The organism is Helicobacter sp. T3_23-1059 (assembly GCF_053654515.1).
On sequence record NZ_JBSIUV010000002.1, the window covers coordinates 1 to 22,502 of the forward strand.

The following is a 22,502-nucleotide window of genomic DNA, read 5'->3' on the forward strand; positions in this document are numbered from 1 at the left end:
TAACGCTCAATATGACAAAAACAGATTGCCACGCTATTTTCACTCACTCGCAATGACGATTTTTGGAATCTACCCACCCCCTAACCCCCTCGTGCTAAGGGAGGGGGAAAGAAAAAGTGGCAACTTTACAAGGGAGGTGGTTTTTAATCTCCCAAGTGTCCCGTCATTGTGAGCTGATTTGTCAAATCCAAGTGGCAATCTACAAAACATAAATTGCCAAACAACGCTTTTTGTTGTTTGGTATAGATTGCCACGATTTAGGCTTTGATAAAAAAGCCTAAAATCCAAAAACACTGCTTACAAAAATTTATGCGTTTTTAGCGTGTCTTAGCCCTCTTGTGGCTCATCTGGCAATGGCATTATCTCTTCGCTTGTGCCGATTTGCTCTTTGATTTTGTTGATGATTTCAGTCGCTAGGGCTTTGTTTTCTTTTAGGGCAAGTTTTGCATTTTCCCTGCCTTGCCCTAGTTTTTGGTCTTTGTAGCTTAGCCACGCGCCACTTTTATCGATGATGTCTAGTTTGATTCCATAGTCGATGATTTCGCCCTCTTTGCTTATCCCCTCGCCAAACATAATGTCAAATTCTGCTTCTCTAAAAGGCGGGGCGACTTTGTTTTTTACCACTTTTGCTTTGGCGCGATTGCCGATGTGCTGCTCATTTTGTTTGAGGCTAGCGATTCGCCTTATGTCTATTCTCACACTTGCGTAAAATTTTAGCGCATTCCCGCCCGTAGTCGTTTCTGGGCTACCATAGCCCATAGTGCCGATTTTCATACGAATTTGGTTGATAAAAATTAGCGTGGTATTCATTTTGTGCAAAGCACCTGTAATTTTGCGCAAAGCGTGGCTCATAAGCCTTGCTTGCAACCCCACATGCTGATCGCCCATATCCCCATCAATTTCTGCTTTTGGCGTCAAAGCCGCCACAGAGTCGATGACTACCAAATCCACCGCCCCGCTTCTAGTCAAAGTCTCTAATATTTCTAATGCCTGCTCACCATTATCTGGCTGGGATACGAGTAGATTTTCCGTATCTACGCCAAGTTTTTTTGCATAATACACATCAAGGGCGTGTTCTGCATCGATAAATGCTGCGATTCCGCCATTTTGCTGGCATTGTGCCACGACTTGAAGTGAGAGGGTGGTTTTGCCACTTGATTCTGGTCCATAGATTTCGATGATGCGTCCCTTTGGTATCCCGCCTATGCCTAATGCCATATCAAGCCCTAAAGAGCCTGTGGAAATAGAGTCGATTTTTTCGACTTGCTTATCGCCTAGACGGACAAGCGCGCCTTTGCCAAACTGCTTGTCAATCTGCTTTAATGCTAACTCAATAGCTTTTTGTTTATGCTCATCTTGTTGTGCCATTTTTGTCCTTTGTAGTGAAGTATGTAAGGAAATATTCAAATCGTGCATTATACTTAAAATCTAGCCAAAATTTTTACTAAAATGCAAACCAAAATCCCCCTCCACGCAAAAATACGCAAAATTACCCAAAAATATACAAAATCTAACTCATAGCCACTCTAAAATCTCTTTTTTTACTTCATTTGGTTCTAGGACTTTTTTATGCACGATTTTTTTATCAAATAGCCCTAAGATTTCCTCTCCTATGCTTGCCCCTTTTTGTCGCATTTTTTTTATCGCTTCTAAATCGCTTAAGACTTCGTAATGATTGCCTAAATCCACACTAGATTTTGTGGTTTTAGATTCTATCGCGTGGCACACACTCGGGGCAAATTTACTCCACTGTGCTGTGGAGCAAATGAGGGCATTTGGGTTATTTTCTCTCTTGCATAGCTCTAGATACGCGCCATAGCCTAGTGCGGTATGCGGATCTAAAATATAGTCCTTTTTATATGCCTTATTTATTAGCTCCAAAGTCTCATCATCACTGCCATAATAGCAGTCAAAATGCCCTCTTAATGCTTCTAACTCATCGTTGTTTAATTCATATTTAGAAGTCATCTGCAGGCTTTGCATTAGCTCATTTGTCCGTCTTGCTCCAAATAGCGCAAAAAGCACGCGCTCGACATTTGAGCTATTTAGTATATCCATCGCAGGTGAAATGCTTTTGTGTAAAATCTTGCCTGATATATCATAGATTCCGCTTTTTATAAGCTCGCTTAGGATATTGTTTGGGTTGCTAGCGATGATGATTTTTGCTAATGGCAAGCCCGATAGTTTAGCAAAAAACGCCCCTAGCGCATTGCCAAAATTACCACTTGGGATAATGCTATATATTTGCTCGCCAAAAGTGATTTTGCCCTCTTTAGCTAGGCAAAAATATCCCCAAATATGATAAATGATTTGAAAAGCGATTCTGCCAAAATTTACCGAATTTGCCGCAGATAGCGCGTAGTTTTTGGATTTTAGGGTGGAGAGAAATTCACTATCATTTAGCAGGCTTTTTAGCAGGCTTTGTGCGGTGTCAAAATCCCCATTGATACCTAGCACATTTAGATTTTGCGCGTCTTGGGTTTGCATTTGTAGGGCTTGGACTTGACTAGTGCCACCATTTGGGTATAGGCATACGACTTTGATATGATTTTTGTTTGCAAAGCTATGAAGCGTAGCAGGTCCTGTATCGCCACTTGTAGCGGTCAATATAAGATAATTTGTCGCATTAAAATCTTTGATTTTCTCCCCCTTTGCAAGATCGCTAAATACTACACCAAAAGGAGCTAATGCCATATCTTTAAAAGCCCTTGTAGATCCGTGATAAAGCTCTAAAAAATGCGCGTTGCCAACGCTTGTGATGGGGGCTGGATTTAGCGGATTATCAAAGCTAGAATATGTGCTAAGGGCTTTTTCTAGCGTGGTAGAATCTAGCGTAAAGCCAAATTGGCTAAAAACCTCTTTGCAAAGTGTGGCGTATTTAGAATCGCTAGATTCTACCTTAGAAAAAAGCGCTCTAAAATCCATACTAGGGATTTTGCTTAGACTCCAAAGCCCATTATTTGGCGCGCTTGGGCTAAGAATCGCGCTTGCAAAATCACAGGATTTCGCGCTAGAAAAATCACGCGTGGAAACAAAAGATTGGGTAAAGTTTGGCATTGATGTCCTTTATGTTTTGAAGCATTTGCGTATATATGGCTATTTTAAGGGGAAATCTAGCCGTATTGTATCGCAAAAATGTTGTAAAAAAGTTTATGTTAGTTTTATTAGTATATAGTGCGAAATCTTGCTAAAAATTTGTGCAAAATCTACAATGAAAAAAGGACAAAAATGGATTTTCAATATAAATTAGTAATGTTTGGATTCCCTGCATTGTGCGAGGATATGGAGGAGGTATCACTGCGAATGAAGCAAATACCAATAGAGAGAGCAAAAGCAGAGACGCTAGAGCAATGCTACCTAATCGAGCTAAAAACTGCAAAAAAATCTAAAATCCTCTGCGATGAAAAGGGGTATTTTATCGACATAGATAATAGCGGGCAAAGACAGGCTTAAAGCAAGGCTAGAGGGGGATTTGGCGTATCGTTGATTTTGTAATGGCTAAGATTTTGCCTTTTTTCATATTGTTTGTAGCGTTGAAATAATCTTTGACTCTTGCTTTGACTTTTTCTTTGCTTCTTGCTTTGATTCTTGCGCATTGTTGGCAAGCTCTTTTGCCTCGCGCATAATATCAATGACACTAATCCTGCTTTGGCTTTGGAGCTCCTCTTTTTGCGCATTTTCTAGTCTGGCTTCATCGCGAAATGTCGCACGCACCAAGTCCATTCCCGCGTAAAATTCTTTCATCAGCACCACACAGACATAATGCCCAAAATCCGTGCATTGCAATATCTTCTCCCCCGCGCTATTTGTCGCATTTGTTATCGCCCCGCTTAGGCGCAAGCCCGCTATCTCTAATGCCAAATCCCACTCCAAATTACACTGCATATTTGCGTTAAACTCCGCTATATTGAGCCTGCCTTCAAACAGCTCACACAAAAACACATAGCGCAAAATATCGCGCCTGCTAAATTCTGCGTTTGCCATATTTGCATTGCGCTTGTGCGCGATAGCCGAGCAGTAGTCTTTGAGGTTAAATGTATTGATATACAGTTTGCCATTGATAAAGCTAAACGCCCCACTACCCGCGCCCAAATATTGATGATTGGAGCTTACATATTCATCGCTAAGATTGCTTTGTGGGGTGTCGTCATTGATTTTTGCATTAGGATTTATTTTGCCAAACCCCCACGCATTGTTGCGCTTCCACCCGCTAAATTCCGCGCAAATGAGCTCATAAAATTCGCGTTCATTGTCGCTTAGAGCTACGCCTAGCGCGGATTGGATTTTGGAGCGCGTGAGTGCGGAGCGCATAAGCGGGTAAGTGGTGATTTGCTCTGCGCCTAGCGATTTAGCGATAGCTAAATCACGCAAAAGTTGCTCTTTTGTTTGGTTTGGGAAGTTAAAAATTAAATCAATGCTTAAAGTTGGCAAGATTCCTTGCGCTTTTGCGAGTTTTTCTTGCAACTGCGCACTTGAGCCAAATTTCTCATATCGCCCAATTTTGCGTAAAATCTCATCATCAAAGCTCTGCACCCCACAGCTTAGACGCGTGATAAGCCCCTTAAATCGCTCTAATTGCGCAGGTGCGATATGTGTCGGGTCGCTCTCACACGAAATCTCTTGTATGCCAAAGAGATTTTTACACAGCTCCAAAGTCTTTAATAGCTCGTCCTCATTGATAAGCGTAGTCCCGCCACCCACCACAAGCGTGTGGAAATCAAAGCCCTTTGCCTTAATGAGTTTTAGCTCTTCTCTCAATGCCTCAAAATACGCCCGCGCTAAGTTCTCATCATAAATGTATTTGTGGAAACTACAATAGGGGCAAAGCGTGTGGCAAAAGGGAATGTGGATATAAAGCATTGTGGGCTTGCCATTTGGGAGAATCTCGCTCGCGTGCAAGCGCACTTTAAAACTACGCTTTAGCACTCTTTGCATAGAGTGGCTCGCATAGCGCGTAGCAAGGGATTGTATAGGATTTTTATCCAAAAATCCTATACAAGATTTTATTGTGCGAAATGGCATTGCAACTCCTTGTATTGCTTAGCATTGTGTAGCGATAAATAAAGGCAGAATTTATAAGTAGAAGTTATGTTTTAAGATTTTAGTAGTTAGCAAATAAACTTCGCATTATACGCTAATAATGACAAAATGCGATGAAATATTTGATTTATGTGAGATAAGCATTGTTGCGATTTTATAAAAAACCACAACAATGTAGAATCTAATGCTTGTTAGCATTTGTGGGCGTTGTTTTGTGGGCTGTTTTTGTGGGTGTTGGTAGATTTTCACTAAATTTTGCTTTGATGATTTCGCCAAGCTGGGCGATGAAGCTCCAAAATAGCGGGATAAAAAAGATAGCGATAAATGTCGCAGCGAGCATTCCGCCGATGATACCCGTGCCGATAGCGTGGCGTGCTGCCGCCCCTGCCCCGCTTGATAGCGCAAGGGGAAGCACGCCTATACTAAAGGCAAGCGAAGTCATCACAATGGGGCGAAATCGTAGTTTGGCGGCTTGTATGGCGGCTTGCAGTATGCTAAGCCCGCCCTCTTCGCGCAAATGCTGGGCAAACTCCACAATCAAAATGGCATTTTTCGCACTAAGCGCGATAAGTGTAACTAAGCCCACTTGGAAATAAATGTCGTTTTCTAGCCCCCGCACAAACACCGCCGCACTCGCACCAAACACCGCAAAAGGCACAGCAGTAAGCACGGCTAATGGCATAAGCCACCGCTCATATTGCGCACATAAAATCAAAAACACAAACACGAGCCCTAGCCCAAATGCCACAAACGCACTCCCGCTACTTGCCTTTTCTTGGTAGCTCATTCCAGAATGTGCAATGGTATATTCGCTTGGCAGGATTTCGCGGGCGACTTCCTCGATTGCCCTTAGCGCGTCTCCGCTAGAGTAGCCCTCATTTGGGCTTCCTGTGAGTTTGGCTGCGGGGAAAAGGTTAAACCGCTCGATAATATCTGTATTTACGATTCGCTCAAAATCCACAAGCGCGCTTATGGGGATAAGGTTGCCATCGTTTGATTTGACAAAGACGCGGTTAAAATCCTCTGGGCTTTCGCGAAATTCGCTTTGGGCTTGGAGTTTGACTTGATAAGTGCGCCCATAGAGGTTAAAATCATTGACATAATAGCTCCCAAAAGTGCTTTGCAAAGTGGTAAAAACATCGTTGATATTGACATTAAACGCTTTTGCTTTCTCTCTATCTAGCGTGATAAAGTATTGGGGAATCGTAGCGTCCAAATAGCTTCTTACCGTCATTGGATTTAGCTCTGGGCGTTTGCGTGCTTCAGCGACAAGCATATCCGCATTTTTTTGGAGCTCTTTTATATCGCCGTTTCCACGATTTTGCAGATAGACTTCAAAGCCCCCTGCTAGCCCCATACCCATTATCGCAGGGGGATTTAGCACAAAGCCACTTGCTTCTAGCTTGGCGTTAAACTCCCCTGTAAGCATTCCAGCCACACTAAAAGAATCCTGCCCCGCACCTTTGCGCTCACTCCAAGGCTTTAGCTGTATAAACGAAGTAATCACATTGCTACGCACTGATGAAGAGAGCATATCATAGCCGATAATCATCATCACAGAATTGACATTTGGGTTGTTTTGTAAAATCTCTAGCTCTTTGTCTGCTACGATATTTGTCCGCCATAGCGCGCTCGCAGGAGGCAAGCGCACAGAGGCTATCACATCGCCTTTGTCCTCATTTGGCACAAGTCCTGTGGATAGAGACTGAAATAGCCCAAAAGTCGCCACCAAAATCGCCACAAAGATAGCTATCATCATAACCGCCCTGCGCATCGTAAAAGCAATCGTTTCCCCAAATCTATGCGTTAGTCTATCAAAGACTTCGTTAAATTTGCGCACGGCTAGAAATGGCGTTGGCTCTTTTTTCTTTAGAATCGACACGCAAAGCGCGGGCGTGAGTGTGAGCGCGACAAAGCCAGAAATCACCACTGAAACGGCAATGGTAATGGCAAATTGTTTGTAGATTTCGCCACTAAAGCCCCCGATAAACGCCACAGGGATAAACACCGCGCACAGCACTAGCACGATAGCAATCACAGGGCTTTGCATTTCGCCCATCGCTTTAATGGTGGCTTCTTTTACGGTTAGATTTTCAGCTTTATCGTGCAAGATTCTCTCCACATTTTCTATCACGATGATGGCGTCATCTACCACGATTCCGATGGCTAAGATAAGCCCAAACAAAGTTAGCAAGTTGATTGAAAATCCTAGCGCGTATAGCCCGCCAAATGCCCCGATAATCGACACAGGGATAGCAATCACAGGGATAATCGTAGCGCGGAAATTTTGCAAGAAAAAATACATTATCACCACGACTAAGATTATCGCTTCGATGAAAGTTTTTGCCACTTCTTTAATCGAAATTGAGACAAACTTAGTCGTATCATAGCTTGTGGTGTAGTGCAAGCCATCAGGGAAATTTTTAGATAACTCTTGGAGCTTTTCCTCTACGGCTTTTGCGGTGGCAAGCGCGTTTGCCCCGGGCTGTAAAAAGACGCCAAAAGATTCCCCTGCTTTGCCATTGATTTTAGCATCGACATCATAATACTTCGCTCCTAGCTCGATAGTGGCGACATCTCGCACGCGCAACGCGCTCCCATCAGAATTTGAGCGGATAATGATATTGCCAAATTCATTTGGATTTAGAAATCGCCCCTGCGTGCTTATGGAGTAAGTGAAAGCGACTTTGTTTTTCATAGGCTCTTGCCCAAACTGCCCTACGGCAAATTGCGCGTTTTGCTCTTTGATGACTTGGGCGACTTCGGCGGGAGTGAGGTTGTTTTGGGAGAGCTTGTCTAAATCTAGCCAAATCCGCATCGAATACGCTGACTCCCCAAAGGTGCTCGCATCGCCCACGCCCTGCACGCGCTTAATCTCATCGACAATGTTTATCGCGGAGTAATTATAAATAAAAAGTTGGTCGTGCGCGGGATTATCCGAATACATCGTATAAACTGCGAGTATGGTAGAGCTTCGCTTGCGGACATTTACGCCTAGTCGCTGGACTTCTTCTGGGAGCTGGCTAAGGACGGCTTGGACGCGGTTATTGACATTGATAGTCGCCATATCGGGGTCAGTGTCGTTAGAAAAAGACACATTGATAGAAAAACTCCCGCTAGAAGTCGAGGTGGAGCGCATATAGAGCATTCCCTCCACACCGTTAATGGAATTTTCTAGCACGCTGGCCACTGTGTTTGCGATTACCTCCGCACTCGCCCCGCTATAAGTGGCAGAGACTACGACTTCTACGGGCGTGATTTGGGGATACTCCTCCACACCTAGCTTAAAAATGCTAATAAGCCCTGTAAGCGTGATAATGATAGAAATCACCATAGCAAGCACAGGGCGATTGATGAAAAATTTGGAGAACATTTGAAATCCTTAGAATCTCTTTTTAGGAATGCCTTGTTTTTAATTGTTGCTTTACAACTTTTGGTAAATAGCGTTTATTTTTGCTCTTTTGGTGGATTTTGCGTATTTTGCGCAGTATTTTGCTGTGGATTTTGTGTTTGATTTTGTGGCATAGCTTGCGTGGTGCTAGCTTTTGAGGTGAGGGGCAAGCCTTGAGAGATTTTGGTTAAATCACTCGTTACAAGTATGTCTTTTTGCTTTAGTCCGCTTATGACAAGCACCAAGCCATTTTTTAGCATTTTGCCAAGCGTTATGCGCGCGATATGTGCTTTGCCATCTTTTACTACATACACATAGCTACCTTGAGAATCCTGCAAAAGCGCATTTTGTGGAATCGCTATGGCATTTTTTGCCTCAAACCCCTCTAATTTCACGCGCACAAATTCATTTGGCACAAGTGTATATTTTTCATTATCAAAAATCGCGCGGGCTTTGACTGAAGAGGTATTTTGATCAATGACAGAATCTACGAAATTTAGCACTCCTAGCGTATCATAGACTTTGTCGTTTCCTAAAATCACTTGAGCTATGACATTTGTTTTTTCTAAATCCCTTATGTAGTAAAAATCATTGCTAGGGATTGCAAATTCTGCATAAATGGGCGTTAATTGCGTAAGAGTGGATAGCACATTGCTCCCTTGCGCTCCCACAAGCGCGCCTATGTCATATCTCCGCATACCGATTCTACCCGTAAAGCTAGCCACGACTTTTGTATAGCCCAAATCAATAAGCGCGTCATCTAGGCTTGCTTTTGTGTTATCGACATTTGCTTTTGCGGATTGGTAGTTATATAGCGCGTTATCATAAGTATCAACGGTAAGCGCACCTTGCTTATATAGGGCTTCTGTGCGCTCCCAATCGCGCTTTGCTTTATCCAAATTTGCTTTAGCAGAATCATACTGCGCTCTAGCCATAGTTACGCGAGCTTGATAGCGTTTAGAGTCGATTTGAAAAAGTGGCTGTCCCTCTAGGACAATATCGCCTTCTTTAAAATTTTGACTAAGCAAAATCCCCTCTACTCGCGCATACACATCGGCACTTTGCACGCTTTTTAGCCTTGCGGCGTATTCAAATTCTAGGGGGATATTGCTTTGTGTGATTTCTATGGTATTGACAGGCAATGCGCCTTTTTGCCCGCTTTTATCATCTCCTCCACAAGCTATTAAAAATACCGCTACTAGCGATAAATACGACATAAAAACAACATTTCTAAATTTAAACATACATTCTCCTTTTATTATTTTTTAAAAAAGACAATTCTTAACAATTTTGCAAAATCTTTGCAAAATCTAGCGCGAATATTAACGCGCATTTGTGAAGTAAAAATGTGGGATTATAGCAAAAATATATAAATTAGATTCTAAATAGTTGCATATACAACTATTTTTATTTGATTGTTATGGCGGGCTTTTTTTGTGTGATTTTAGCTATGTGTATGATTTGTGTGGATTGTTTATGTGCTTTAGATTTTGATTGTGTATAATTATGCGTTTTTGCAATATCAAATTTTAGTGTTTTTACGCAAAATTTAAGGGGCTTAACAATGAAACAAATACTACAACAAATGGTTATTAAAATCTTGGCAGTATGCTTAGCTTTTTCTCTAGCAAAAGCAGATATAAACGCGAAAACAAATCCACAAGCACCCACAAAATCAGCTCCAAACATAGATACACAACTAAGTCCATATCACACCACAAACGCCACACTACACCAAACAACACCACAAGCAGGGCACGACACACAAGAATCTAAACCTAGCACTACAAAAAAAGACAAAGACACGCATTTTTTTGGCTATATTTCTCCCTCATATATGAAGTTTTTTTCAAATTCTATGCAATTTCTTCCAGCAGCAGGTTTAAGCTACGCACTTATCATCAAGGATTTTTTGGGCTTTAGACAGCAAGCTATCGGCTGGGTAGCGGTGGTGGGGGCTACTTATGCGGTGAAATATTTGATATATTTTGCTGCTCCTTATGCTCCAAATGCCCTAAGTTTTGCCAAACGCCCTAGATGGCAATCTTATGAGGCATTTCCAAGCGGGCATACTTCTAGCGCGTTTGCAGCGGTAGGGTTTTTGCAAAAGCGATATGGTAGCAGGCTTGGGATTCCTGCGTTTATCGTGGCTCTAGCAGTGGGAGAGTCGCGACTCCTGCTAGAAAAACACACGCTTTTGCAAGTGGTATGCGGGGGGATTTTAGGATTTTTGCTTAGCTTTTTTTGTGCTTCGCCATTTGTGAAAATCCACACTTCAAGCATATTGCCAAACTTGCCAAATAAGCACAACAAGCACGCACCACAAAACCATTTGCCACAAAATCAGCAAAACAATCAAACGCTTTATAGTGCTTTTTTGCTAGCGTTGTTTTTTGTGTAGATTTTGTTTTTAAAAACCAAATCATAAAATCTAAGAATCCAAAATGCAAGCCCAAAATGCAAAAACTAAATGCTCCCACTGCCAACTAGAATACGACAAAAAAGCCCTAAAAAAAGTCATACTAAATGACATAGATAACAACCATAAAGAGTTATATTTTTGTTGCAATGGTTGCGAGGGTGTGTATATGCTTTTGGCACAAAATGGGCTTAGCGGGTTTTATGATAGACTAGGGGATAATACGCTAAATCCTGTGGATTTGACAAAATCTAATATCACAAAATCTACCCCCATAAAATCTACAAAATCCCAACTCACAAAGCAAGGCACAAAATCCGCAGAATCTACAAAATCAAAACGCATAAAATCTAGCCTAGACTCTAGTCCAAAAGCTAAAAATCAACGATTTAGCTACCTTGATGAAGCCCATTTCTTAGACAAACACACAAGCAAAAAATCCCATAATCTTTTAGAGGTAAATCTAATCATTGATGGCATTCATTGCGCTGCGTGCGTGTGGCTAAATGAGGCGATGCTATCCAAACAAATAGGCATAGAAAAAATCAGCATAAACTACACAAACAACAAAGCAAAAATCCTTTTTAATCCAAGTGTGATAAAGCTATCCTCCATATTTGCCATCATCGCTTCTATGGGCTATGAAGCGCATATCTATGACCCAAGCGCGCAAGAAAATCTGCTTTTAGCCCAAAATAAAACATATTTCACTAGCTTTGTGGTGGGCGTTTTTTGCACGATGAGTATTATGATGGTGGCGATAGCCCAATACACAGGGTATTTTAAAGGAATGAGCGCGGATATGAAATCCATTCTAAATCTAATATCCTGCCTGCTTGCTACGCCTGTGCTTTTTTATACGGGCAGGGTGTTTTTCACAGGGGCGTATTATGGACTAAAACAGGGCTTTATAGGAATGGATTTTTTGGTAGCATTTGGGGCTAGCCTTACTTTTGCATACTCTGTGTATGCGAGCTTTGTAGGGATTGGCGAGCCGTATTTTGAAAGCGTGGCGATGATTGTGCTTTTTGTCTTTAGTGGTAAATTTTTAGAAATGCGGGCAAAAGCACTAGCAGGCGATAGCCTAGACAAACTCCAACACATACTCCCAAACGCCGTCTTAGTAGAATCTAAAGATTCTGCAAACTTGCTAGATTCTGCAAAAACCATATTAAAAGATAGCAAAGAGCTAGCAAAGGGCGATATTATCCATATACGAGAGGGGGAGATGCTCCCTTGTGATGGGATAATGCTAATGCAGGGCAATATCGATACGCGCTCTTTAAGCGGGGAGAGTGAGCCTGTGGCAAAAAATATCGGCGATGAGGTGCTATCTGGCTCTATCGCGCTAGATAGTTTCCGCTATGAAGTGGCAAAGACTTATGCGGATTCTACGATGAGCAATATCATAAAACTCTTAGAAGAAAGCCTAGAGTCAAAGCCACAAATACAAAATCTAGCAAACACGCTATCAAAGCATTTTTCTCGCGTGGTGCTTTTTATCGCGCTATGTGGATTTTTGTTTTGGTGGCATTATGCAGGGGCGCAAGAGGCGTTGATTATCGCTATTTCTGTGGTAGTGATTTCTTGCCCTTGTGCGTTAGCATTAGCCACGCCTATTGCTAGTGTGGTGGGGATTTCGCGGGGGTTTAGGCAGGGCGTGCTATTTAAAAAGGCAAAATTTTTAGAAACGCTTGCAAGGTGTGAAGTGGTGCTATTTGACAAAACAGGCACGCTAACAAAGGGCAAACTAGAAGTGAAAAAAGAGTTGGCGTTAGATTTTTTCAGGCTTTTTGATAAACATCGTAAAAAAGATTTTAGCGGGCTAGAAAAAAGCGATTTTGCCAAAATCTTATTAGCAGATTTTCTAAGCCATTTTACGCATCCTATTTCCGTAGCGATAAAAGATTTTATCAAAAAAAGCCCCGCAATAAACAAGCATATTTTGCCACAAAATCTAACCCTAAAAGAAGCCAAACAAACCAAAGAGCGCGGAATCTATGGAATCTATGAATGCGCAAATGGCGAGATTTTAACCATACTAGGAGGTAGCCTAGAATACTTGCAACAACAAGGCATAAACACTGATGAAGCACAAAAAATCGCGCTAGATTTTCCACAAATGAGCGTATTTGCCTGCGCGATAAAATCCACCACGCAAAAAACGCCAAACACACCAACAAACGCCACGCAAAAAATCACTCTAGATTCTCCAAAAGTCCATCTGCTATTTTTCCTCCAAGATAGCCTAAAACCTAGCGCAAAAGAGCTAATCACAAGCCTAAAACAAGCAGGCAAAAAAATCCTCCTTATAAGCGGCGATAGGCAATGCGTGGTAAAATCTATCGCCACCACACTAGGCATAAAAGACTATCATAGCGAGCTACTCCCAAATGACAAACTAGAGATAATCCGCGCTAAGAAAAATGCCGTGATGATAGGCGATGGGCTAAATGACATTTTAGCATTGCAAAGTGCGGAGGTTGGCATCGCTATGGGAGGGGGCTACTGCGTAGCTATCGCCCAAAGCGATGTAGTGGTGCTAGATAGTAGTTTGGAGGGGGTAGGCAGGGCGTTTGAAATCGCTAAAAGCACCTACTCACGCATAAAGCAAAATCTAATCATAAGCCTTGTGTATAACGCGCTTTTGATTCCGCTAGCACTTTGTGGATTTATTATCCCCCTTATCGCAGCACTAAGTATGAGCCTATCCTCCCTCATAGTAGTCGCAAACTCGATGAGAAAGTAAGCAGGTTATAAAAAGTTGTAATTTATTTTTCCCCCAAAATCGCGCTGATTTTTTCTACAAACACACTATACACATCAAACAAAATATCCTCATATTCATTGTCAAATTCTTGGACTATCCACTCCATTTTTTCCTTGTAGGCAGATTTTTGATTGGAATGATTTTGGGTTTTTGCTAGAGAATCTAGCCGTTTTTTATACTCATTCATTTGCGCTACAAACGAGCTAGAATCCTTAGCTAGAGATTTTTCCATCTCGCCAAACTCCCTCTCAAGCCCCCATTGCCCCGCCTTATCTTTTGCCTTTTTTGCGTTGTCTTGTGTGTTTTTGGTGTGGTATGCGCCCATTTCTTTGATATGCTCTTTTTTATCCTCAAACCGCCGATACAAAATCTCATAGTCTGTCCCGCTTAGATTTTTGGTTTTGTCTTTGTTTCTGCGTTCGGCTTCTATGGTGATATTTAGCCTAGATTCTAGGTTGTTGATTTTGGTTTTGAAGTTGTTTTGGATTTCTTGTATTTGGGTGTTGATTTTGCTAGATTGTTCTTTGGTTATGGGTTTGGCTAGCGATAGATTTGCCACAGAGGCGATACACAGGGCAAAAAGCGCGAAAATCTTGTAAGATTTTGCGATGATTTGGTATGTGGATTTTGCTTTTATCTTTGCGTTTATGTTTGCCACTGCATTTAAAAATAGGGCTTTTTTTGCAAAGCTACTTTTTGCTAATGTGTTTTGTGATGACTTTTTCATTGTTACTCCTTTTTGCGTTATGTTTGCGCTATTTTTGTATGTTTTAGTCGCAGACTTTTTACGCATTTTGCGCTAGATTCGCGTTTGTGAGACTTTTTAGCTATGTTTTGCATTAACCAAAATCAGCCAAAATCTACTAAGCCACAATAATACAAAAAAAAAAAAAACGGCTTGTCAAGAGGTAAGCAAAAAAAACACAAAAATAATGTTGAGTTATTTTGGTTTGTGCTAAGTCTTGCATATCACAATTCACGCCGTCATTGCGAGCAAGTCGCAAGACTTGCGTGGCAATCTATGTTGTTTATTTTATATTGTAGATTGCCACGCGGATTTTTCAAATCCGCTCGCAATGACGAGTATCCCCCCTCCCTTTGCGGAGGGGGTTAGGGGGTGGGTAAATCCCAAAAAATCGTCATTGCTAGATTTTGGGCTAGCAAAATCGTGGAAATCTATAAAAACAAAAAAACATTGTCATACTGAAGTAGTGCGTAGAAAGCGAAGTATCTAAACAAAAAACAGAGATATTTCGCTATCGCTCACTATGACAATAAGTAAGAGAGATATTTCGGCTTTTTCAAAGCCTCAATATGACAACTTACTTTGTCATTGCGAGCGAGCGCGTAAGCGCAAGCGTGGCAATCCATAACCAAAAATTACAAAAAAGCGTTATTTGGCAATTTTCATTGTAGATTGCCACGCGGATTTTGTCAAAATCCGCTCGCAATGACAAAAATCCTTGTTTGACTAAAGATTGCACAAATTCTCACAATGACAAACCCACCCCCTAACCCCCTCGTGCTAAGGGAGGGGGACAAGAGAATCAAAACTCCGCAAATGAGGGGGGACAAGAGAGCCACGACTCCGCAAGGGAATGAGAAAATGCAAAATCCGCATTTGCAATAAAAGCGCAATAAAAACACAGGCAACGCAATAAAACACAATGAAAAAAAGAATCCATACATTGCTAGATTTTGACAAGTCAAAATCTAGCAATGACAACACTACTTGTCATATTTTTGTGTTTTTGGTTCGCGTTTTTTTTTTTTTTTGGTAAAATTCAACATTTTTAGCGAAATTTATAGATTTGGCATATTTTTTGCGAGTCAAATCAATCAAATTTATTGCAAACCAAAATCTTTTATCATTAAAAGCGCAAAATCTAATCAAAAACCAAACAAAGCTAAAAAACCCAAAATCTAAACCAACAAAACCTAAACCAAAAGGATTGACATTGAAATCTACATTAAACTATACAAAATCCACATTAGCATTCGCATTTTTTTGCCTACTAAGCGGGCTAGGTTTTGCTAGTGAGTATAAATTTATCGGTGGCGTGGGCGTAGCAGGCGGAGGCAAGCTAGTGGCAAATGGCGTAGATATAGGCTGGCTAAATTTCACAAATGGTGTGCCGCTCGCCGCTTCTTTTGGCGGGAAAAGTCGCATACGATATATCAGCGTAGATACTAACAACACCATAGACATTATGCTAGTAGGGCTAAATGGCAATGAACTTATCATAGATGATTTTGATGAAAATAGCAAAGGCAGGGTAAATATCATCACTACAATGCCTGATAAAATATTGATAGCGGGAAATATTCATAACAAAATCACTATCAATGGGCAACCTTCTAGCAATATCACATCTAGTATCAGAGCCCAAGACCAAGATATTATCTCAAAAGCGTATGCAGGGGCGGGCAAATTTCCTATGAAAGTTGAGAACCTAACAATCAGAGAAGTGATAGGCGAGTTACCCAACCAAAATCAAGAAAAAACATTTTTTGATATAAACATAGACAGCACAACAAATCCTAACATTCAAATTGAAAAAGGTGCGGAATTTGTCCGCGTATGCACGGGAAACACCTGCACACCTTATACACAATGGCTAGCACAAAAGCAAACTTCAAACAAAAGCAACTCCCCCACAAATAGCACAAACTCCACAAATCCAAGTAATGCAAACGCGCTAAACTCCCAAACCATAACCCTAAATAGCTTACTTGCACAGAGAAAATCCTATACCAATCTAGCCAGAATCGCTGATACCAACACGATGCTAATCTATAATATGCTACATAATTACGAGGGGACATATTTAGCCTATGATTATGGACTAGCAAATACCATTAGCGTAGGGGCGTTTCAAAACGGATTTTTTGCGAGATACTACACCAAAGCAAAGCTAAATGAATCTGGGCAGGAATACGGCTATGACATAGGGCTAAAGTTTCGTAGCAAATGGACAAAAGCAAATCTATATTACAGCGATTATTTTCAACGCTCCGTTGTGGCATCATTTGGGCTAAAAAAAGATTTTAGCTTTGGGCTAGGAGATAATTTTGCCCTGCTACTTACCCCCTCCATAGAGGCAAACTACGCTTATACTTTCCAAAAAGATTATATCCCGCAAAATCATCTAGGATTTTTCAACGCTTCGCTAGAAACAGGAGTGCGACTATGGCGCACCACTTTGCTAGCAAAAGCAAGTGCTGGCATAGCCAAAAACTCGCTAAAAAGCATTTCGCTTGATGAAGGTGCGTTTATCTATGAGCCAAGTTTTATCAAAAATGTATATTCACTAGGCGTGGGAGTATCCCAAAGACTTTTTGGCGGGCTAGAAATCGCAGCAGAGGCTGGCTATGTGTATTTAGATAAGCAGTTTTGGGAAAAAGGACAGCTAAAATCGGGGGTATTTCGCGCAAATGCGATGCTAATCTATCGCTTTAGAAGCAATAGGTTTGATAATATAATGGGCTATTATGATGATGAGGGGCGGTATGTAAAATCTAGCAAAAAGGACAAATACGGAAGAAAAATTAGAAAATCAAAAGTAAGCAGTAGGGGATAAGATGGGCTTTGTGAGCGGATTTTGTCAAAAATCGCTCGCAATGACAAAAATCCTTGTTTGACTAAAGATTGCACAAATTCTCACAATGACAAACCCACCCCCTAACCCCCTCCGCAAAGGGAGGGGGAACAAGAGAGTCGCGACTCCGCAAAGAATGGGGAATCTTTGCCGTCATTGTGTAGCAATCTATAAAAACAAAAAAAACATTGTCATACTGAATGAGTGCGTAGAAAGCGAAGTATCTAAACAAAAAAATAGAGATATTTCGCTTTCTTGCGAAAGCTTAGTATGACAACTTACTTTGTCATTGCGAGTGAGCGCGTAAGCGCAAGCGTGGCAATCCATAACCAAAAATTACAAAAAGCGTTATTTTGCAATTTTAATTGTGGATTGCCACGCGTGGCATAAGCCACGCTCGCAATGACAAACCCACCCCCCTAACCCCCTCCGCAAAGGGAGGGGGGACAAGAGAGTCGCGACTCCGCAAAGAATGGGGAATCTTTGCCGTCATTGCGAGCAGTTTTTGTCAAAATCCGCTCGCAATGACATCCACGCCAAAGCCCCTCCGCAAAATGAGGAGGAGGGGAATCCATAGATTGCCACGATTTTGCAACTTTTAACAAAGTCGCAAAATCTCGCAATGACAAACCAACATTGTCATATTTAGGTTTCGCAAGAAACCGAAATATGTCTAAAATCCAATAAACTAAGGTAGTGGAGAATCTAGTTTATCATTTGAAATATCAAATGCAATCTATGCAAAAAGCATAGTAAATCAAAAATAATTTAGAGGATAATTTACTGATATGTATTTGTATTGGATTGTTGCTTTTTTTGTTGTGTTTGTGGCAAATCTAAGCGTCGCTATGACTACCACAGACAATCTCCAAATCGGTGGAAATGGTTGTAATACAAGTGGTAGCTCTTATACGGGGACTTGCACCATAACAGGCTCTGGCATAGGTTACTTAGATAAACCTTTGAATGTAGATACTTTGATTCTTAGCGCAAATGGCGCGTTACCACAAAAAGTAGTTGTCCTAATGCTCCCTGAAAGAGGTAGCAATTCTATAAAACATCTTATCATTCAAAGACAAAATGACATAAAAGATTTTTACGGGAGTGAAGTGCCTTTTCGACTAGATTTTGATCGTACAGGGACTTCTAGCACTACATTAGTCATCGATAATATAACAGGCAGTGGCAATAATCCTATGAAAGTCGTATTTGGTGCTAACGGAATGACACTTACCTATCCAGCCACAGGTGGCGTCAAAGTAACTCAGCCTAATGGAACAACAATCTCCCCTACAAACCCATCTGGTGGCTCAAATAATGGCAACACAGGAGGCAATCTAAATATCCGTCCAGAAGCTACGCAAGAGCAAATCCAAAAAGCCGCGCCACAATCCCCACTAGCTCAAAAAGAACAAATCGTTAGAGAATCCACAAACACAATGATTCTTTACAACATACTAAATAATTATGATGGGACATATATGAACTATGATTATGGTTTATCTCATCAGTTTTCAATGGGTGCGTTTAACAACGGAGGATTTTTCCGCTACTATAATCAAAACTCAAATAATGGCTTTGATATAGGAGCAAAATCTAAACTAAGAGTTGCAAATAGATTTTATATGCGAAGTGCGCTTTATTATAGTTATGTTGATTTTGGCAAGGCATTAGATACAAAGTTTGCTACACATTCTATCATCGCAGGTATAGGATTATTAAAAGAGTTTGACTTTGCGCTAGGTGGTAGTGGCAATGTATTTTTTGTGCTAAATCCTAGTGTAAATGCCTACTATGCAGCTACACTAAAAGGAAAGTATATCCCTACAAATCATCTAGTATTTGGCAATATCGCCCTAGATACAGGACTAAAAATCAAAAAAACAAGCCTTTTGCTTCGAGGAAGTGCAGGAGGTGCATTTAACTCCCTAACATCTATCAATGTCAATCTAGGCGATAATGTAAGCTGGACAAATAAGACATTTTTTAATAATCAAATGTATTCTGCTAGCTTTGTGTTTAAGCAGGGCATAGGAAGTAGATTTTACATAAATGCTGATATAGGAGCGGTATTTGTCGATAAAACCTTGCTAGATAAATCCTACCTCATAAAAGCAGGAGTGTTACTAGGCTATGAGCTTGGAAAAGGATTTGACAATCAAAACATTGCAACTTCTACAAGACAATCTAGTAGGTATCAAAAGCTAAAGGGTAAAAATGAGAGGAAAACGCTACAATCTAACACTGCTTCTGCTAACACCACTGCTAGCAGAGCAAGAAATGCAAATATAACTCCTGCAAACTCTACCAATAACGCAACTAAAACAAAATCTAGCCCAACCATAAAAACAGATGCTAAAGCTAAGGGTGCGGACAAAGCTAGCAAGACACCAAAAGATACAAAATCTAAAGAGCCTCCCAAACCTGCTAAAATAAACGCCAAATCCCCAAAAGTAAATCTCCCAAAAGTCAAACAAACGAACCCAAAATCTAGCTCACAATCAAAATCTATCAAAAAACCCGCCACAAAACCTGCGACAAAATCCAATGCAAAACCTACCCCCAAAAGCACAAAAAAATAGCAAAATGAGTCTAAATATATCGTCTCCTGCGATAAGATAGCACAACAAACGCTAGCAAAAAGCAAAATCCACCGATAGCAAAAAACGCATACAAATGCCACATAACACTAGCAAACTCTGCGCCCATCTGATTTAGACTCATAAGCCCACGAATACCGTGAAAAGCGGGAATCAAATATGACAATTCACGCAAAAAAGAAGGTAAAAGCTCGCTAGGCCAAATAAACCCCATAATAAACACTAGAGGCATTGAAGAAACAAAAATCACTTGTGTAGGGATACTCTCATCGCTAAAAAAGCTCCCCAAAGCCACACCACACGCTACACAACACGCCATAAAAGGCAGAGAAAAGCACCAAAAATCACTAGGGCTTGAATGAATATTGATACCAAGTGTGGGAAAAAGCACGCCAAAATATATCAAAAACAACACACTATAAATCCCCATAAATGCTAAAATCCGCCCCAAAAGTAGCTTCCAAATAGGTGCTATTTCAAAATATTCTTTGAACTCTAGGCTAGGATTTATGCTAGATTTTTCATAAAAATCAATCGTAAAATCTGTATTTGATTTTGCGCTAGAGTCTTTAGAATCTTTAGAATTGTGGCTTTTTTGCCATTTTTCTTTTCTTATGCGATTTTGATACGCGCTCAAAATCCCACTCCCTGCGATAGAGGTTTGATGCAGGACAAAAACAAGCACCGCTGCAAGCGCGTAGTTTGCATAGCCAAGATTGACATTATATAGCGGGATAGATTCTAGCTTTATGATTTCGCTAGAGCGCAAAGTTGGCTCTCTTTTTTTTCGCAATTCCTCGCTTAAAGCATTTATGGCATTATGCACGCCCTCCACTATCGCTCCATAGATTAAGAAATACGAGGCATTGCCCATATATGATACTACGCTACCTACACCTTTTTTGGCATTTGATTCAAAGCCTTTTGGGATAAGTAGCACGCCATCAGCTTCAAATCGCTCGATTAGATTTTGTGCTGTTTGCAGGGAATCCACCTCGTCTAAGAGCGAGATTTGTGGCGTGACAGAAGTGAGAAAAATAAGCCTTTTGCTTAACTCGCTTTTATCCTCATCAATCACTACTAACCTCTGCTTAGTAACAATGTCGTTTAAATATGGCATAGGGTAAAGCAAACCATACACAAGAGAGCCTATGATGACAACCATTATGACAAGTTTGTTGCTAAAAATCGCTTTATACTCGCTAATGATGATTTGCAAAAATGATAGATTTTGTTTCATTGTGCGTTCTTTTTGGCAAACTTTTTTGCAAGAGTTGGGATTTTAGGAAAAATATCCCAACTAAATCTTATGGCATAAATCCCCACTCCAAGCGCAAAAAATAGCAAAAACCATAGCATTCCTCCCAAAATCTTAAATCCCAAATCTGCTTCCCCTCCATAATTTGCCTGCTGTATAAAAAGCTCCATAAAATGCGAAATAGGCAGAAATTTACTCCAAAAAAGCGCAAACGCATTCATCGCATTTTGTGGGTAAGTAACGCCTGCAAACGCCAAAGATGGCGCGGTATAAATCGCCACAAAACCCACCGCTTTTTTAAAGTCATTTATCACTGATTGGATACATACCACTACGCCATTTACGCCAAACACAAGCAATGCACTCCCACACATTAAAATCCCCAAATCCCCTCGATTTTCAAAACCTAGCTGTTTTAATAGCACGATTTGAAACAACGACCAAAAAACAAATACAAGGGAATTAAAAACATAGCGTGTGATAAGGCTTTTTAGGCTACTTGGAGGGCGGTAAAGCAAGTGAAGCATACCTAGCGCACTTAGGATTTGAAGCATACAGGGCAAAAGCAGGGTTAGCATAAATTGCGAGTAGTTGCTACTTGAGTTATACAGCGGAATGATTTGAGAAAAAATCGGCATAGAGCTAGCAATCGATAAAGTTAGATTTTGGCTTTTGAGTAGATTTTTGCCACTCCATTGCTTTGCGTTTAGCGTGCCTATGACGCCTTCTAGCGCGGAGCTTATGGACTTGCCGATTAGGACAAATTGGGCGTTAAAATAAAGGGCTATTGTCGTGCCATTGCCCTGCTTTATGTCGCGCTCATAGTGTAGCGGAATCACCACAAGGGCATAGATTTTATTTGTGCTTAAATCCTCTTTTGCCTGCGCGATGTTTTGATAAGATTTTGTAATTTTGGTAGTGGCACTAGAATCTATCATAAACAACGCTTCATCGCTTGCCACACTTCTATCAAAATCCACCACGCCGATAGGTAAATCTCTAGGGAGGCTTGCCATAAACACCGAGTAGATAAACCACCCAACAAGCAGGGGCAACACCACATAAATCAAAAACAAGACTTTATGCCTAGATAGCAATCGCAATGCCTCTCTCAAAGCAAGGCGTCTAAAAACACTGATTTTTTTCTTTTGTCTTTGCGCTATCGTAGAATCATTTAAGTAGATTTTGCTAGATTTTACTTTAGATATGAGATTTTGGGTTTTTTGTGATAGTTGCAAAAAAGATGTTTGCTTGCTAGGCTTGCGTGTAAATTTTTGCAAAAATTGTAAAAAGCGGACATTTCGCAGTGGAAATTTACGCAACAATGCGATTAGATTTTCATTCACGCTTTTTACAAAGCACAAAATCTTTGCTAAGGCATTATTGTTTTTGTTTCGCATTTGCTAGACTTTTTATGGCTTTTTT

General features: G+C 40.9%; 17 protein-coding genes. 8 read left to right on the plus strand and 9 right to left on the minus strand.

Translation table 11 applies throughout. The features are described 5' to 3' along the window. Positions 1–327 precede the first annotated feature (327 nt). Positions 328–1,368, minus strand: coding sequence for a recombinase RecA (gene recA, locus ACWIX0_RS00700; RefSeq protein WP_454171069.1), 1,041 nt, complete (start codon positions 1,366–1,368; stop codon positions 328–330). Positions 1,369–1,515: 147 nt separating this feature from the next. After that, entirely contained in the window at positions 1,516–3,057 is a 1,542-nt protein-coding gene (gene thrC, locus ACWIX0_RS00705; protein ID WP_454171071.1) for a threonine synthase, read from the minus strand. Positions 3,058–3,228: 171 nt separating this feature from the next. Here thrC and ACWIX0_RS00710 point away from each other — a divergent pair, with 171 nt between their 5' ends. Then, positions 3,229–3,453, plus strand: coding sequence for a hypothetical protein (locus ACWIX0_RS00710; RefSeq protein ID WP_454171073.1), 225 nt, complete (start codon positions 3,229–3,231; stop codon positions 3,451–3,453). Between the two features lie 63 nt (positions 3,454–3,516). Here the strand turns inward: ACWIX0_RS00710 and ACWIX0_RS00715 are convergent, their stop codons facing one another. The 3 genes from ACWIX0_RS00715 to ACWIX0_RS00725 all read right to left on the minus strand — a co-directional run bounded on the left by ACWIX0_RS00715 (position 3,517) and on the right by ACWIX0_RS00725 (position 9,675). Further along, positions 3,517–5,022: a coproporphyrinogen III oxidase family protein gene (locus ACWIX0_RS00715; protein ID WP_454171075.1), complete on the minus strand. Its 1,506-nt coding sequence runs from the start codon at positions 5,020–5,022 to the stop codon at positions 3,517–3,519. Between the two features lie 199 nt (positions 5,023–5,221). Beyond that, on the minus strand, positions 5,222–8,413 hold the full coding sequence (locus ACWIX0_RS00720) for an efflux RND transporter permease subunit (protein ID WP_454171076.1): 3,192 nt from the start codon (positions 8,411–8,413) through the stop codon (positions 5,222–5,224). A gap of 74 nt (positions 8,414–8,487) precedes the next feature. After that, entirely contained in the window at positions 8,488–9,675 is a 1,188-nt protein-coding gene (locus tag ACWIX0_RS00725; RefSeq protein WP_454171078.1) for an efflux RND transporter periplasmic adaptor subunit, read from the minus strand. Between the two features lie 320 nt (positions 9,676–9,995). On the opposite strand from ACWIX0_RS00725, the gene ACWIX0_RS00730 reads away from it, so the two are divergent. Together ACWIX0_RS00730 and ACWIX0_RS00735 are read left to right on the plus strand one after the other, a co-directional pair. Then, a complete protein-coding gene (locus ACWIX0_RS00730) occupies positions 9,996–10,832 on the plus strand; it encodes a phosphatase PAP2 family protein (RefSeq protein WP_454171080.1) in 837 nt (278 codons plus the stop codon). Between the two features lie 43 nt (positions 10,833–10,875). Further along, complete coding sequence (locus ACWIX0_RS00735) at positions 10,876–13,599, plus strand: heavy metal translocating P-type ATPase (RefSeq protein ID WP_454171082.1); 2,724 nt, start codon at positions 10,876–10,878, stop codon at positions 13,597–13,599. A gap of 22 nt (positions 13,600–13,621) precedes the next feature. Here the strand turns inward: ACWIX0_RS00735 and ACWIX0_RS00740 are convergent, their stop codons facing one another. Beyond that, the gene (locus ACWIX0_RS00740; protein ID WP_454171084.1) at positions 13,622–14,347 is read right to left on the minus strand and encodes a hypothetical protein; all 726 of its coding nucleotides are present in this window, start codon (positions 14,345–14,347) and stop codon (positions 13,622–13,624) included. Between the two features lie 235 nt (positions 14,348–14,582). Between ACWIX0_RS00740 and ACWIX0_RS00745 the strand changes: the two genes are divergently transcribed. Beyond that, the gene (locus ACWIX0_RS00745; protein ID WP_454171085.1) at positions 14,583–14,855 is read left to right on the plus strand and encodes a hypothetical protein; all 273 of its coding nucleotides are present in this window, start codon (positions 14,583–14,585) and stop codon (positions 14,853–14,855) included. 87 nt (positions 14,856–14,942) lie between these two features. On the opposite strand, the gene ACWIX0_RS00750 is transcribed toward ACWIX0_RS00745, so the two are convergent. Beyond that, complete coding sequence (locus ACWIX0_RS00750; RefSeq protein ID WP_454171087.1) at positions 14,943–15,104, minus strand: hypothetical protein; 162 nt, start codon at positions 15,102–15,104, stop codon at positions 14,943–14,945. An 11-nt stretch (positions 15,105–15,115) separates the two neighbouring features. Between ACWIX0_RS00750 and ACWIX0_RS00755 the strand changes: the two genes are divergently transcribed. The 4 genes from ACWIX0_RS00755 (at position 15,116) to ACWIX0_RS00770 (ending at position 19,801) form a co-directional block, all read left to right on the plus strand. Next, positions 15,116–15,250 carry a hypothetical protein gene (locus ACWIX0_RS00755; protein WP_454171089.1) on the plus strand — a complete coding sequence of 45 codons (135 nt, stop codon included), beginning with the start codon at positions 15,116–15,118 and terminating at the stop codon, positions 15,248–15,250. Between the two features lie 328 nt (positions 15,251–15,578). Next, a complete protein-coding gene (locus ACWIX0_RS00760) occupies positions 15,579–17,201 on the plus strand; it encodes a hypothetical protein (protein WP_454171090.1) in 1,623 nt (540 codons plus the stop codon). 383 nt (positions 17,202–17,584) lie between these two features. After that, complete coding sequence (locus ACWIX0_RS00765; protein WP_454171092.1) at positions 17,585–17,821, plus strand: hypothetical protein; 237 nt, start codon at positions 17,585–17,587, stop codon at positions 17,819–17,821. Positions 17,822–18,067: 246 nt separating this feature from the next. Then, positions 18,068–19,801 (plus strand): hypothetical protein, encoded by a 1,734-nt coding sequence (locus ACWIX0_RS00770; RefSeq protein WP_454171094.1) that lies wholly within the window; start codon positions 18,068–18,070, stop codon positions 19,799–19,801. A gap of 10 nt (positions 19,802–19,811) precedes the next feature. Here ACWIX0_RS00770 and ACWIX0_RS00775 read toward each other — a convergent pair whose 3' ends face one another. Together ACWIX0_RS00775 and ACWIX0_RS00780 are read right to left on the minus strand one after the other, a co-directional pair. Then, on the minus strand, positions 19,812–21,059 hold the full coding sequence (locus tag ACWIX0_RS00775) for an ABC transporter permease (RefSeq protein ID WP_454171095.1): 1,248 nt from the start codon (positions 21,057–21,059) through the stop codon (positions 19,812–19,814). After that, positions 21,056–22,477 carry an ABC transporter permease gene (locus ACWIX0_RS00780; protein ID WP_454171096.1) on the minus strand — a complete coding sequence of 474 codons (1,422 nt, stop codon included), beginning with the start codon at positions 22,475–22,477 and terminating at the stop codon, positions 21,056–21,058. Before ACWIX0_RS00780 ends, ACWIX0_RS00775 begins: the two co-directional genes overlap by 4 nt. Between the last annotated feature and the right edge of the window lie 25 nt (positions 22,478–22,502).